Source organism: Pseudomonas nunensis (genome assembly GCF_024296925.1).
GTDB lineage: Bacteria > Pseudomonadota > Gammaproteobacteria > Pseudomonadales > Pseudomonadaceae > Aquipseudomonas > Aquipseudomonas nunensis.
Genome location: NZ_CP101125.1, coordinates 1,191,275 through 1,206,781, shown reverse-complemented (window position 1 = coordinate 1,206,781; position 15,507 = coordinate 1,191,275). Strand labels below are relative to the sequence as shown.

Here is a 15,507-nt window from a genome sequence, read left to right as displayed (position 1 = left end):
CCCACGCATGACCACCATAAAGCGCTTCCCAACAACAGGGCTGCATAAGGTGTTGCCATACGACTATCACGACGGGCTACCAAACCCGATCACTGTTTTGCAGTGACCCGGAAACGATATAGCCCAGCCCAAAGCCGCACAAGCCGGCGGATTCTGGCGTACGCGTAGGTAACGGCGCAAGGCGTTGTAGCCGTTTATGACGTAACACCGAGTGTCTTTAAACACCCGCCGTTAAACATGTTTATGCGGTGGGTCAACTGACGCCTTCGCGAGCAAGCTCGCTCCCACAGGGGGCGGTGTCGGCTACAAATCCTGCGAACAACACCAAACCAATGTGGGAGCGAGCTTGCTCGCGAAAGCGGTGTGTCAGGCGACATGACTTTTGGCTGTGCCGACGCCTTCGCGAGCAAGCTCGCTCCCACAGGGGATCTGTGTCGGCCACACATTTTGCGAACAACACCGAACAAAAATGTGGGAGCGAGCTTGCTCGCGAAAGCGGTGTGTCAGGCGACATGACTTTTGGCTGTGCCGACGCCTTCGCGAGCAGGCTCGCTCCCACAGGGGGCTGCGGTGGCTGGTCGGGTTTGGATGGGAATTGGCCCATGCCCCTCAAAGGGACATGGGCCAGTTTCAGCGGGGGATGGATCAGAACTGCGGGGTGTATTTCACGCTGAACATCACGTTGCGTGGATCGCCGTAGTTGTTGTTGCCGTTAAGCTGGTCGTAGGCCGCCGCGAAGTAGGTCTTGTCGAACAGGTTGTTGGCGTTCATTGCCAGTTCGATTTCCGAGGTGAGCTGGTAACCGACACGGGCATTCCACACGGTGTAGCCCGGAACGTTGATGGAGTGGTCGAAACCGACCGTGTGGGTCTGTGCGGTAAAGCCCAGGCCAGTGCTCACACGGCTCCAGTCGCCGGTCATCTGATAGTTGCCCCACACACGCAGCATGTGTTTAGGCGTCCACCAGCTGAAGATTTTGCCTTCGTTGTCCGGGTCGTCGAGGTACTTGGTGGTGTTGTAGGTGTAGCCGGCAAACAGTTGCAGGTTGTCGGTCACTTCGCCGCTGATTTCAGCGTCCAGACCCTGGCTGCGCACTTTGCCCGAGGCCGTCGAGCAGTACCAACCGTCGCAGCTCTGCTCACCCGCCGTATTGAGAACGGCGCGGTTTTCCTGGTCGTAACGGAACAGGGCCACGGAGGTGTTGATCCGGCCATCCATCAACTCGCCCTTGAGACCGATCTCGTAGTTGGTACCGATGATTGGTTTCAGTACCGAGCCGGCGGTGTCGCGTTCGGTTTGCGGGGTGAAGACGTCGGCGTAACTGGCGTAGACCGACCACTCACGGCTCAGGTCATAAATGATACCGGCGTAAGGCGTGACTTCACCGGTTTCGGTGGAGGCGCTGTTCTGATCGTCGGTGATGCTGGTCGGGGTCTCGATCTGGGACTTGTAGCTGTAGTCGTACCAGCTGACCCGCGAGCCGAGCACCAGGGTCAGGTCGTCAACAGGCTTGACCCTCCAATTGCCGTAAAGGCCTTTCTGGCGGATGTCGTATTTGCTCGGGAAGCCACGACCACCGGGGGTGTTGACCAGACCGTCGTAGCTGATCTCCGGACGGTCGTGATTGATGTCGAAGATGTTGTCGGAACTGGCGTTGAAGGTCCGGGCGTATTTGTCGTCCGAGGTGTATTTGGAATAGTTGCCGCCCAGCATGACTTCCTGCTGCATGGACAAGGCTTCGAACTTGCCGGTGACGTTCATGTCCAGCGCGACTTTGGTGGAATCCATGTCCGTCACGAAGTCGGCGTACTGGATACCGGTGCCATCAGGACGGATGCCGGAGCCGGTGGTTTGCGTGCGCTGGTTTTTCGCCTTGTTGGTTTCGGTCATGTGCACGGCGCCGACCTTGAAGGCCCAGTCGTCGTTGAAGCGGTGTTCCAGATCGGTGTAGATCGTGGTGACGTCGATGTCCGAGTGGTTCCACTTCGCCCCGGTGTACGTGCTGCGCGGCAGGTCGATCGGTTTACCGTCGGAGTAACGCGGGAAGCCGCGCACGTTCGCGCGCGATTCGCCGTCGGACTGGCTGACCGCCACGCCCACGGTGGTGGCTTCGCTCAGGTCGAAGTCCAGCGCGCCGTACAGCGAGGTGGTTTTGTACCATTCGGAATCGACGAAGGTGTGGGTGTCGTCCTGGTCGGCCACGAAGCGACCACGGATGGTGCCGTTCTGGTTCAGCGGTCCGCCGGCGTCCAGTTGCAGACCGTAGTGATCCCACGAGCCGGCCTTGCCGGTCAGGGTCACGGTCGGTACAGCCTGACCGCGTTTGCGCACCAGGTTGACCGCGCCACCCGGGCTGCCGGTGCCTTGCAGCAAGCCCGACGCACCGCGCAGCACTTCCATGCGGTCGAAGAAAATCATATCTTGCGTGGCCCAGTTGCCCAGCGCGTACGTGTTACGCGGGATCGGCACGCCGTCGTACTGCCAGTCATCGATCTGGAAACCGCGCGAAGACAGGATCAAGCCCCGGCCAACGCCTTGGGCGCCGACCAGGCCGGTGGTCTTGTTGGCCGCGTCCTTGAGGTCGACGATGTCCTGGTCGTCCATTTGCTTGCGGGTCATCACCGTGACCGACTGCGGAATTTCCTTGAGGGTGTGGGTGCCCTTGCCGATGGTCACGGCGTTCGAGGTGTAGGACTTCGAGCCTTCGGTGGTCGCGCTGACCTGTTGCGCATTGATGGTGGTGGCGCCCAGTTCCAGACCTTCGGTCGAACTGCCGCGCACCAGCATCAGCGTGTTGCCTTCAAAGCTGTAATGCACGCCGGTGCCTTTGAGCAACTGGGCAATCGCCGCTTCGCTGCTCAACTTGCCGCTGACACGCGTACTGCGCAGGCCGGCCATGTCATCGGCGTTGTAGATCACCTGTTGATTGGTCTGCGTGCCAAACGCCTGCAGCGCTTGAGGCAACGGCTGGGCTGGAATGTTGAGGGTAAAGTCTTCGGCGACGACCTGCGCGCTGAGCGGCAGCAGACACGCCATGCCCAGACCGGCCAGCGAACGACGCGAGCGCAGGGTTCGGGCGATGACCAAAGCCTTGAACAGAGGTTTCAACTCATGAATTGCTGACATCGTGCTCTCTATTATTAGTCGAAATGGATAGGACCCATGGGCAACCGAGTGCCCTGCCGCTGCCTGGACCTGTGAACCGCTTGCGACACCGCAAGTCGATGACCGGCCCCTCCCCGGGCTCGATCGTGTGTCCAGGCAGCGGAAAATAAGGTGTACAGCCGAGAAAAACTGAACCCTGTGGCTACCCTGCCCGGCTCGATTTGTCTGCTTACGTTAGTAAGACGTAACACCGCGCAAAAACCGGAATGAGTTTATTTATCATTCGCGCGAAAAATGAAAAAAAAGGCCGATGCATTGGGCATCGGCCATTTTTGTGATCCTTGTCTCACCTTTGCAGGCAATGAAAATCCCTTGTGGGAGCGGGCTTGCTCGCGAAAGAGGTGTGTCATTCAGCAATGATGTTGACTGACTCACCGCCTTCGCGAGCAAGCCCGCTCCCACATTGGGTCTCTGGTGAACACTGGATTTGTGCCCGACAAATCTCCCCTGTGGGAGCGAGCTTGCTCGCGAAGGCGGACTCACAGGCACCATTGAAGGCGACTGACCCACCGCAATCGCGAGCAACCCCACCCCCACAAGATCAGGCAGGGCTTAACCGTTTTGCGCAGCCTTGGCGCTTTGCAGTTGCCGGGCTTTTTCGGTGAGTGCCGCTTTTTCTTCGGGGCTCATGTTGTCCAGTCGCAACCGGGCCTGGGCGATTTTCTCCAGTTGGCCTGGGCTGCTTTCCCGAGCCCGCAATGCCGCCGCCAGACCCGCCACGGTCGGATGGTCAAACACCACGCCCGGCTGGATTTCGCACTGCAACAGCTTGCGAATGCCGGCCACCAGTTTGATCACCAGCAAGGAATGGCCGCCGGCGGCGAAGAAGTCCCGGTCGATGCCCAGACGCTCAACCCCCAACAATTGCGCCATGCGCGTTACCAGCAATTGCTCAAGCGCATCGCGAGGTTGCAGGCCTTCATCGTCCGCCGAGGTGGACGCCAGTTGTTGCAACGCGTTGCGGTCAACCTTGCCGTTGGCCAAGCGCGGGAAGCTCTCGATGAATTGCAAATGCTGCGGCAGCATCACGCTGGGCAAACGCAGCGCCAGTTCATCGCGAACGGTATCCAGCATCGTCGCCGAAGGAGCCTCGTGCGGGACGATGAAAGCGAGCATCCCGTCCTGCGCGGATTGCCCCGGCAACACCAGCGCCTGCGCGACCTGCGGCAAGCGCAGCAACTCGGCTTCGATCTCGGCCAGTTCGATACGGAAACCGCGCACCTTGATCTGCTGATCGCGCCGACCATGCAGCGCAATCGCCAGATCCGGGCGATAACGCGCCAGATCCCCCGTACGATATAAACGCTGCTGAGGATTGAACGGGCTCTGAATGAACACGTCCGAATCGGCCTCGACATTCACATAGCCGCGGCACAACTGCGCGCCGCCTAAATACACCTCGCCCAGCACACCAACCGGCGCCAGTTGCAGATTGTCGTCGAGGACAAACACCTGATTGTTGCCCAACACCTGGGACAGCACGCCAGCGTCCGGCAGATCCAGCCTCAGCGGATGCACCAGCACACCGACCGTGGCTTCGGTCGGGCCGTAGTGATTGAATACCCGGCAATCGCTGCGCAAACCGGCAATCCGTTGCACCAGTGCCGGCGCAATCGGCTCGCCACCGAGAACCAGCGTTTGCGGCAATTGCGCGCGCTCACTGTCGAGCAGCGCAGCCAAATGCGACGGCACGATCTTCAGGCAATCGATGGCTTGCTGTTGCAGGAAACCGGCAAACAAATTGCCGTCCTGCATTTGCTCATCGCTGGCCACATGCAGCGCCGCGCCATTGAACAACGCGCCGAACAGCGCGGTGTTGCCAAGGTCCGCCGCCACCGTGGAGGTGAAGCCGAACTGCCGGCACTGCTCCAGCCCCAAGGCCTGGCTGGCGTGAGCGGTGTAGTTGAGCAACTGTTGATGTTCAATCACCACACCTTTCGGCACGCCCGTGGAGCCGGAGGTGAACAGCACGTAAGCCGCCTGATCACCCTGGGTGTCAAACGTAATGGCCGACGTCGCCGCCGGAGCCGATTGCAGCACGCGGTCCACGGTCGCCAAGGGCAACGGATGATCGTGCCATTGCGCAATGTGTGCGGCGTCGACCAGCAGCAAAGCAGCGCCAGCCTGTTCCAGCATCAAGGCCTGACGGGCTTGCGGCCATTGCGGGTCGAGCGGCAGGTACGCCGCGCCGATGCGCCATGCCGCGAGCATCGCAACCACCAACTCCGCCGAACGTGGCAAGGCCAGCGCGACAATCGCCCCCGGTGCCAGACCCTGGGCTTTCAGTGCCTGGGCCAGCGCCTCGACCTTCACCTGCAATTGCCCATAAGTCAGGCGCTGATCGCCGTCAGTCAGGGCGATAGCGTCCGGTGTGGTCCGGGCAAAATCGGCAATCCGCTGCGGCAGGAATCGAGCATCGGCCAACGCCTGCACGGGCGGGTTGATCGACAGCAAACGCTGTTGTTCAGCGTCACCCAACACGCTCAGTTGACCGAGTTCGGCGTGAGCATTGCCGACGATGTTTTCCAGCAACACGCGCAACTGTGCCAGTAACCCTTCGATCGCCTGAGCGGAGTAGCGGGACGGGTTGTAATGCAGGTGGAATGCGTGGGCACTGCCCGCCTCGTCCGTTTCCAGTTCAAGCATCAATTCAAACAGCGCTTCGCGTACGGTCGAACGCGGCGCCCACTGCAAACCACCGGATGTCGCGGCCTGCGTGTCCCGGCAAACGGCAAAACCATACGCCGGACGAGCCGCTGTCGGGGCCAGTTCAGGCGACCAGTATTCCTGCCAGGTGCGATGCTCATCCAGACGCGCCGCTAACTCGGCCACCCAAGCGCTGAACGCGGTATTCGCCGTCAGCGACAGGTTCAACGGCAGGGTTTTCGCGAACACACCGACTGCATCGCTGAAGTATTCGTAATCTTCGCGGCTGTCGTGCCGCACACCGACCAGCACCTGTTCATGCCCACTAAGCCGACCCAGCAACAACCACCACGCTGCTTGCAGCACCACGCCCGGCGATTGCTCCAACGTCCCGGCGACCTGCTGCAAACCGCTGCGCAGTGCAGGTTCGAAGGTCAGCGATTCAGTCGCCGATGAAGCAGCAGAACCCGGATTGCGATACGCCAACCACGGCGTACTCAGATCAGGGTCCGCACCTAGCAAATGTTCCTGCCAATAAACACGCGCACCCGCCGCGTCTTCGTCGAGCACCACTTCACTGCGCCAATCCAGGTACTGAGTGAATTCCCCAGTCTCGTCATCGTCCGCCGCCGCGTCTTGCGCATAGGCCTGCACTAATTGCTGATACAGCAAGCGCACGCCACTTTCATCGAGGCTGTGCCGGGCCAGGCCCAGCACCAGTTTCCACTGATCATCGGCCAAGCGATAAAGCACCGCTTGCGCGCCCTCGGATTCACCGACGACAAAAGAACGCTCCGCCCATTCAGCCAGCTGAGCCTGAATACCGGCCGGGGTTTCAACCCGCGCCTGCACGGTCAGCGGGAAGCGCTCGGCGCCCCCGACAAACTGGCGCAAACCATGGAAACCCGGCGCCTTGCCCAGCCGCGCGACCAGCATCGGCTGCTGCGCGAGCACGCTGTCCAGTGCGCTTTGCAGCCGCTGCGGATCGAGGGCGCCGTTGATCTCGACCTCCAGGAAACGCAGCGCATCGCCGCAGGCCGGGGCCTTTGGCAACTGCTCCAGCAAGCGTTGCTGTTCAGGCGTCAAGGCGAAACCCAGGTCCTGCTGGTCCATCGATACCTCGTTCATGCTCCGGTTTCCTCGGTGTTCATTACGCGCTCTAGGGCGCTGCGGTCGAACATGTCGCCCATGGCCACGACTATCTTGCGCGGGCCTTCGAACGGATCACGGGCGTGGGCCACCAGCATGTTGTCGAGCAGGATGGCGTCGCCTTTTTGCCAGTCGAAACGCACCGCGCATTCTTCGTACAAGTCGCCGATGCGTTGCATCACTTCGTCTTCGATCGGTGTGCCGTCGCCGTAGAACACGTGGCGCGGCATGCGGTCCAGGCCGAACATTGACAGCAGGTCTTCACGCACATCTGGCTCCAGCCAGTAGATGTGGTGCAGTTGCACCTGGTTGAAGAACGATTTGGCGCCGGTCACCGGGTGCGTGATGATCGCCGGGCCCGGGGTGCGGGTTTGCAGCTCATTGTTGTCGAGCCAGCGCCACTCGATGCCACCGGCCCGGCAACGGGCCTCGACTTCGGCGCGGTCTTCGGTCTTGAAGAAGTGCTGCCAGGACACGTCGAGGTTGTCGGTGAAAGTGCGCACATAAAGCAGGCCCTTTTCCTCGAACTTGTCGCGCAAATCCGCCGGCAGTTTTTCGTACATCAAGCGGCAATCCACCACCGGCGTCGCTCCGCCGATGGGCGCGGCTTGCTCGCAATAGAACATCTGCTTGCGCGGCCAGCGGTCCTGATGGGAGCTCTCGTTGTGGAACAGGATCATCTTGCGTTCCGGGTACGGCGTGGAACGGTAGGTGTTCTTGCCGCCCTCTTTCTTCGGCAGATCGCCGTACTGGCCGTAAAGCCCCGGCTGGATCGCTTCGGCAAACGCCTCGAAACCCTGGATGCCGTCGAGCTCGAAACCACGGAACAGAATCCCGGCGTGCTTGGCGAGTTTTTCTTCGATCAGCGGGCGGTTGTGGTTGATCCACTCGATCAAGTCCAGCTGCGGCTCGTTCGGCTCCAGCAGCAGCGGGAACGGCTGCGGCGCGGCGATCAGCGATTCGCGGATCGGCGCAGGTCGGGCCTTGGCCACCGGGGCGGCACCGCGCTTGAGGAACTTGCCGAGTTTGTCGGCCTTGGGTCCGGGGACGGCAGGCTTGGCGGCCACCGCTAAATTGTCGACTGGCATGCTGATAGCTCCCAATTGAATGTCCTGATCAGCGACGATCTGTTCCAACAGGGCTATCCAGGCCTTGACCAGGTGCTGAATGCGCTCGTGTCCGAACAAGGTTGTGGCGAATTGCCAATTACCCAGCAATTGCCCTTCTTCATCGTCAACGAACAACGCCATGTCGAATTTAGAATGGGTCTCCAGCGCCGGCAGTGATTCCACGCTCAAACCACCCATGGACTGGGTGCGTCCCGGCAGGTTATTCATCACGAACAACACCTGCACTAGCGGGTTCATGCCCTTGTGGCGCGGCACGTCCGAGGCGTCGACAATCATGTCGAACGGCAGGTCTTGATGCTCCATCGCACTGAGCAGGTTTTCCTGGGTCTGGGCCAGGAATCCGGCGAACGGCGTGGCGCCATCGAACTGCGAACGCAGCGGCAGGACGTTGACGAAGAAGCCGATCAAGCGCTCCAGTTCCGGCTGTTCACGCCCGGCCACGTCGGCACCGACCAGCACATCCGCCGCACCGCTGACCTGGTGCAACAACACCTGGAACGACGCCAGCAACGTGCTGTACAGCGTGACGCCCGCGTCCATCGACACCTTGCGCAATGCCGCGCTGAGTGACGGGGTGAGCTGGAACTGCACCGCGTCGCCCTCATAGGACGGCGTCAAACCACGCGGGTTATCCGCTGGCAATTTCAGTTGCCCGTTGTAGCCTGCCAGTCGGGTTTTCCAGTACTCGGCCTGACGCGCCAGCACGCCTTGCTGTTCCAGCTCCTGTTGCCACAGCGCGAAGTCGGAATACTGCACGTCCAGCGGCGGCAGCGGGTTCAGGTCACCGGCCTTGGTACGCTCGTAAATCTGCACCAATTCGTTGACCAGCAAGCCCATCGACCAACCGTCGGAAATGATGTGGTGCATCGCATACAGCATCACGTGCTCGGTCGGCCCGAGGTGCAGGATCCGCCCGCGCAGCAGCGGCGCGTGTTCCATATCAATCGGCGTGCGTGCGTTTTCCAGGGCCGCTTGCGCGACCAATTCTTCCTGGGCACTGCGCGACAGACCGGACAAATCGATCACCGGGAAATCCACATCGACCTGCTCGGCGATCACCGCAATCGGATCGCCTTCATCGTCCTGGGTGTACGCGGTGCGCAGTACTTCGTGACGACGCACCACCTCGGCGAAGCTGCCGATCAGCCGCTCCACCGACAACTCGCCGCGCAAACGCAGGGCCATCGGCATGCCATAGGCCGCCGTGCCGCCGGACAATTGCTCGGCGATCCACAAGCGGCGCTGGACCAGCGACAACGGTGCGCGGTGCCGGGTGCCGTGGGCCTTGAGCACCACACTGTGGCCGCTCGGTTCCGGTGTGCCCTGCTGCTGCGCGATCCACGCTGCCAGGTCCTTGAGTCGCGGATGGCTGAACAGGTCACGCAGGCTCAGCGTACAAGCCGTGAGTTTGCGCAGGCGCGAGACGGCTTGCGTCGCGAGCAGGGAATGCCCGCCCAGTTCGAAGAAGTGATCGTCGCGGCCGACCTGATCCAGCTCCAGCACGTCTTGCCAGACCGTGGCGATCTGCTGTTCTAGCTCGCCTTGCGGCGCAACAAAGTCCAACGCCACCAGACTCGCGTCGATGCCCGGCAGGGCCTTGCGATCGATCTTGCCATTCGGGCTCAGGGGCAGGCTTTCGAGGAACAGCACGTGGGCCGGCACCATGTAATCCGGCAGGCTCGCTTTCAAGCGTGCCTTGATGTCATCGCGCAACGCCGCCAGCGCGGACGCATCGCCGCTGATGTGCGCCGGATCGTCGAACACCACGTACGCCACCAATTGCTGGCCGATGGCGCCCGGTTGCGCGACCACCAAGGCCTGACGCACTGCTGGCACCTGTAACAGATGGCTTTCGATTTCACCGAGTTCGATGCGGAAACCGCGAATCTTCACTTGATGATCCAGACGCCCGACGTACTCGATCACACCGTCGGCGCGATAGCGCGCGAGGTCGCCGGTGCGGTACACACGGCCACCGCCGACTGGATCGAACGGATCAGGAATGAAGCGCTCGGCGGTCAGTTCCGGGCGCTGGAAATAGCCGCGAGCCAACAGTTCACCACCAATCACCAGTTCACCGACCACGCCGACCGGCGCTGGTTGGCCCTGGGTGTCGAGCACATGAATCCCCCGTCCGCCCAACGCCCGGCCAATCGGCATGCTTACCGGCAACGGGAGGCGGCCGGACACGTAGTCGCTGCAATCGAGCACCGTGGCGCTGACCGTGGCTTCGGTCGGGCCGTAGGTGTTCAGCAGGCGCACATGGCCGAGGCCGGCCTGCCCCCAAGTGGCAACCCCTTCCGGCGGCATGGCTTCGCCACCGACGATCATCTGGCGCAGCACGCCATAGTCGCGGTGACCCGCCGCCGCGAGGTCCTTGGCCAACATGTTCCAGTAGGCGGTGGTCAGGTCGCTGACGCTGAACTGCTTGTCGAGCAATTCGCGATACCAGGTTTCGCTGTCCCAGATGTCCTGACCGCGCAGCACCACCGAGGCACCGCAAATCAGCGCGGGGTAAAGCTGCTCGACAAAGGCATCGAAGTTGAACGTGGCGAATTGCAGGGAACGGTCCTGCGGCGTGAGGCCGAGGACGTCCAGAGCGACCTGGGTGTGACGGGTCAGCGCCGATTGCGTGATGCCGACGCCTTTCGGACGCCCGGTGGAGCCCGAGGTGAACATCACATACGCGAGGTTTTGCCGGCCGCTGCGCTCGGGCAGGTTGTCGGTCTGAGTCGGATAATCCAGTTGATCCAGGCTCAGGACAGTCACGCCCGCCGCGGTTGGCAACGTCGCCGCGAGGTGGCGTTGGGTCAACAGCACGCGCAGGCCGCTGTCCTCGATCATCGCGCCCAGGCGCTCGGCCGGGTATTCCGGGTCCAGCGGCACATAAGCGCCACCAGCCTTGAGCACCGCCAACAGGCTGATAATCATCTGGGTCGAGCGCTCGACCGCGATGCCCACCAGCACTTCCGGGGCGACGCCGTGTTGCAGCAGCACGCGCGCCAATTGGTTGGCCTGGGCATTCAGTTGCGCATAGCTCAGGCGTTGCTCGTCGAAAATCAGCGCCAAGGCGTCCGGGGTGCGTTCAGCTTGCAGCTCAAACAAACGCTGCACGCCCACACCATCAGCCGGCAGCGCCAGCGGCTCGCGCACTGCGTTCGGGACCAGCGCCAGATCGCCTACGCAACTGGCGGCAGGAGCCTCGACCATTTGCAACAACAGGTGTGCGAGGTGCCCGGCGAGTTGTTCAATCGCCGTCTCATCGAACTGCTGACGGTCGAAACTCAGTTGGAACGACAGCTCGGCGCCGAGGTTGACCGCCAGGGTCAGCGGGTAGTTGGTTTGCTCGAAGTTGCCCACTTCACCGAAGCGCAGGTCTTGCGGCGCCCCCTGTTGCAGGGCTTCGGAGATCGGGTAGTTCTCGAACACCAGGATGTTGTCGAACAAGGCTTCGCCGCCCTGCCCGGCCCAACGCTGGATGTCGAACAGCGCGGTGTGTTCCTGCTCGCGCAACGCCAGGTTCTGCGCCTGCACCTGCTGCAACCACTGCGCCAGCGGCTGCTCGGCACGCGGGCTGGCGACCACCGGCAAGGTGTTGATGAACAGACCGATCTGTTGCTCGACCCCGACCAGTTGCGCCGGACGCCCGGACACCGTTGCGCCGAAACTGACCGTGTCCAGCCCGGTGTAGCGTTGCAACAACAGCAGCCAAGCGGCTTGCACCATGGTGTTGAGGGTGACTTTCTGTTCGCGGGCAAAGGCATTCAGCCCGGCAGTCTGCGTCAGGTCCAGAGTCAGGAAGTGTTCGCCCTGTGCGCTGTTGGTGGCTTCGCTGCCGGTCCACACCAGCGCCTTGGCCAACCGGGTTGGCTCATCGAATCCGGCCAATTGGCCTTTCCAGAAACCTTCGGTGACCTGCGCGTCCTGCTGGGTCAGCCATTCGATGTAATCGCGATAACGCCCCGCCGTGTTCGCCGGCACCTGGCCGCTGTAGCGTTGCAGTACTTCGCCGAGCAACTGCGAATTGCTCCAGCCGTCCATCAAGATGTGATGGCTGGTGTAGATCAGGTGATAACGCGCGGTGTCGAGACGCACCACGGTCAGGTTCAGCAACGGTGCGCTCGCAAGGTCGAAACCCTGCTGGCGCTGTGCGGCCGCCAGTTCGCTGAGCGCCAGCGCCACATCGCTGTGGGCGCGCCAGTCGTGGAAGGTGAACGGCACGGCCAGTTGTTTGTGAATCACCTGCAATGGACGCTTGAACTCACCGTCCCAGACAAAACTGCTGCGCAGCACATCGTGGGCGCCCACCGCCGCTTGCCAGGCCTCGCGGAAACGCTCGACATCCAGGCCTTCGACATCCACGCACATCTGGTTGATGTAGTCGCCAGCCTGTTGCTCGTAAAGGGTGTGGAACAACATGCCCTGCTGCATCGGCGACAACGGATAGATGTCGGCAATTTGCTGCGGCGCTACCGGCACGCTGTCGAGTTGCGCCTGGGTCAGGCCGGCCAATGGGAAGTCCGAAGGCGTCAGGCCCTGCACGCCCGGGGTCACGCAGTGCGCGATCAATGCCGCTAGTTCTTCAGCGTAGTCCTCGGCCAGGCGTTCAATGGTGGCCGTGTCGAAACGTTCGCGGCTGAAACTCCAGCCGACGCTCAATTCGCCGCCATACACCTGGCCATTCAGGGTCAGCCAGTTGCCCATCGGCGCTTCAAGGCTTTGATCGAGCCCGGCGTTGTCTTGGGCCGGGGTGAACAGCGCCGCTTCATCGCCCTCGAAACTGCCGTCGAACTGGCCGAGGTAGTTGAAGGTGATCCGTGGGCTTGGCAGTGCACGCAGGGATTGCTGCGCCTGCTCGTCACCCAGATGCCGCAAGGCGCCGAAACCGATGCCCTTGTTCGGGATCGAGCGCAGTTGTTCCTTGATTTGCTTGATCGCTGCACCGGGCTCACTGGCCGGGGTCAGGCGCACCGGGAACAGGCTGGTGAACCAACCCACGGTGCGGGTCAGGTCAACCCCGTCGAACAACTCTTCGCGACCATGGCCTTCGAGCTGGATCAGCGTCGATGGCTGGCCGGTCCAACGGCCGATCACCCGTGCCAGTGCGGTCAGCAACAGGTCGTTGACCTGGGTCCGATAGGCCGCCGGGGCTTCTTGCAGCAATTGTCGGGTCAGGCTCTGATTCAGACGCGTCTGAACATTCACGCGCAGATGGTTTTGTTGGCCGGCATCGTCGCGCAGGCACGGCAAATCGGTGCTCACATCGCTCAGGCAGGCTTGCCAGTAGGCCAGTTCCTGCTGCAACGCCGGACTGTTGGCATAGCGCTGCAAATGCTCGCTCCAGTCCTTGAAGGCACTGGTCTTGGCCGGCAGTTTCAACGCCTGGCCGTCGAGCAATTGCTGATAGCCGTTTTGCAGGTCTTCGAGCAGGATCCGCCACGACACACCGTCCACCGCCAGGTGATGGATCACCAGCAACAGACGCTGAGTGCCATCGGCCAGGGTCGCCAGCACGGCGCGCAGCAACGGACCTTGTTGCAGGTCGAGACTGCGCTGGGCGCGATTGCCCAAGGCTTCGAGTTTGGCGGCATCAGCCACCGATTCCTGCCATAGCAATGGCTGTTGCAGTTGTTCAATCGACTGATGCTCTGCCACCCAGCCATCGTTGTGCGGGGTGAAGCTCAGGCGCAACGCATCGTGATGCGCCACCAGTCCACGCAGGACCTGCTCGATTTTTTCAGCGTCGAGCGCTACTCGCGGCTTGAGCAATACCGACTGGTTCCAGTGATGACGCTCGGGGATTTGATCGTCGAAGAACTGCTGCTGGATCGGCAACAGCAGCGCCGCGCCGCTCACCGCTTGTTGGTCGATGCCGGATTCGCTGTCACCGACCTGGGCCACCAGCGCCAGACGCTGCACGGTCTGGTGCTGGAACAAGTCTTTGGGGCTCAGGCGAATCCCCAGTTGACGGGCGCGGCTGACTACCTGGATCGAGATGATCGAATCGCCGCCGAGTTCGAAGAAGTTGTCGTTGAGCCCGACTTGAGGCAGCTTCAACACGTCTTGCCAGATCGCCGCGATGCGCTGTTCCAGCTCACTTTGCGGGGCCTGATAAGCCTGCTGCGCCTGGCTCGCATCCGGGGACGGCAAAGCATTGCGATTGAGTTTTCCGTTGCCGGTCAGCGGCAATTGCGCCAACAGCAACAGGTGCGCCGGGATCATGTGATCCGGCAGGTTTTCCTTGAGCGCGGCACGCACGCTGTCGCGCCATTGGCCTTGGGTGATCGAGTCGGCGTCGAGCAACGCGGCGTCGGCCGGTACCAGCCAGGCAACCAATTGCTGGCCACTGAGGCCGGGTTGCGCCAGCACCACCGCTTGGCTCACGGCAGGCTGTTCCAGCAGTTGCGCTTCGATTTCGCCGAGTTCGATGCGGAAACCGCGAATCTTCACTTGGTGGTCGATGCGGCCGATGTACTCGATCACGCCGTCAGCGCGATACCGCGCCAGGTCGCCGGTGCGGTACAGGCGACCGCCGTCGGCAGCGAACGGGTCCGGGATAAAGCGCAGGCAGGTCAGGTCGGCACGGTTCAGGTAACCCCGGGCCAGGCCAGCGCGACCGACGTACAACTCGCCGATGCAACCCTTGGCGACCGGGTTCAGATCGCCGTCGAGCAAATACCAGGACAAGTCCGGAATCGGCTCGCCAATCGGACTGCTCGCGTCACGCTGCAAGTCCGCCAAAGTCAACGGACGATAGGTCACGTGCACCGTGGTTTCGGTGATGCCGTACATGTTGATCAGTTGCGGAGCCTGGTCGCCAAAACGCTCGAACCACGGGCGCAGGCTCTTGACCTCCAGCGCCTCGCCACCGAACACCACGTAACGCAGGGACGGTTGCAGCGCTGCATGTTCCGGCGCGCAGGCGACTTGCATCAACTGCTTGAACGCCGACGGCGTCTGGTTGAGCACGCTGATGCGCTCGCGGCACAGCAAGGCGTAGAAATCTTCCGGCGAACGGCTGACCTCGTACGGCACCACCACCAGTTTGCCGCCGTACAGCAGCGCGCCGAAAATTTCCCAGACCGAGAAATCGAAGGCGTAGGAGTGGAACAGGCTCCACACATCCTGCGGGCCAAAATTGAACCAGTCTTGGGTCGCTTCAAACAGGCGCAGCACGTTGTGATGGGCGAGCAAAGTACCCTTCGGCTGACCGGTGGAACCGGAGGTGTAGATCACGTAAGCCAGGTTGTCCGGGCTCATGACCACTTGCGGATTGGCATCGCTGTAGCCTTCGAGGCCGTCGCGATCCTGATCCAGCATCAAGCTGCGCACCGAGTCCGGCACCGGCAGGCGACCGAGCAGATGGCTTTGGGTCAACAGCAGGCGAATGCCGCTGTCGCTGATCATGTAGGCCAGG

3 protein-coding genes (1 of these 3 running past the window's edge) are annotated in these 15,507 nt (G+C 61.9%); all 3 read right to left on the bottom strand.

Features of this window, described 5'->3' with window-relative positions; translation table 11 throughout:
- Positions 1 to 645: 645 nt before the first annotated feature.
- Positions 646 to 3,126 (bottom strand): TonB-dependent siderophore receptor, encoded by a 2,481-nt coding sequence (locus tag NK667_RS05440; protein WP_054617352.1) that lies wholly within the window; start codon positions 3,124 to 3,126, stop codon positions 646 to 648.
- A 591-nt stretch (positions 3,127 to 3,717) separates the two neighbouring features.
- Complete coding sequence (locus NK667_RS05435; RefSeq protein ID WP_054617353.1) at positions 3,718 to 6,939, bottom strand: non-ribosomal peptide synthetase; 3,222 nt, start codon at positions 6,937 to 6,939, stop codon at positions 3,718 to 3,720.
- Positions 6,936 to 15,507, bottom strand: the 3' portion of a protein-coding gene (locus NK667_RS05430; protein ID WP_054617354.1) for a non-ribosomal peptide synthetase. It continues 4,970 nt past the right edge of the window; the window shows 8,572 of its 13,542 coding nt (coding positions 4,971-13,542); its start codon lies off the right edge, out of view; it ends in the stop codon at positions 6,936 to 6,938. Before NK667_RS05430 ends, NK667_RS05435 begins: the two co-directional genes overlap by 4 nt.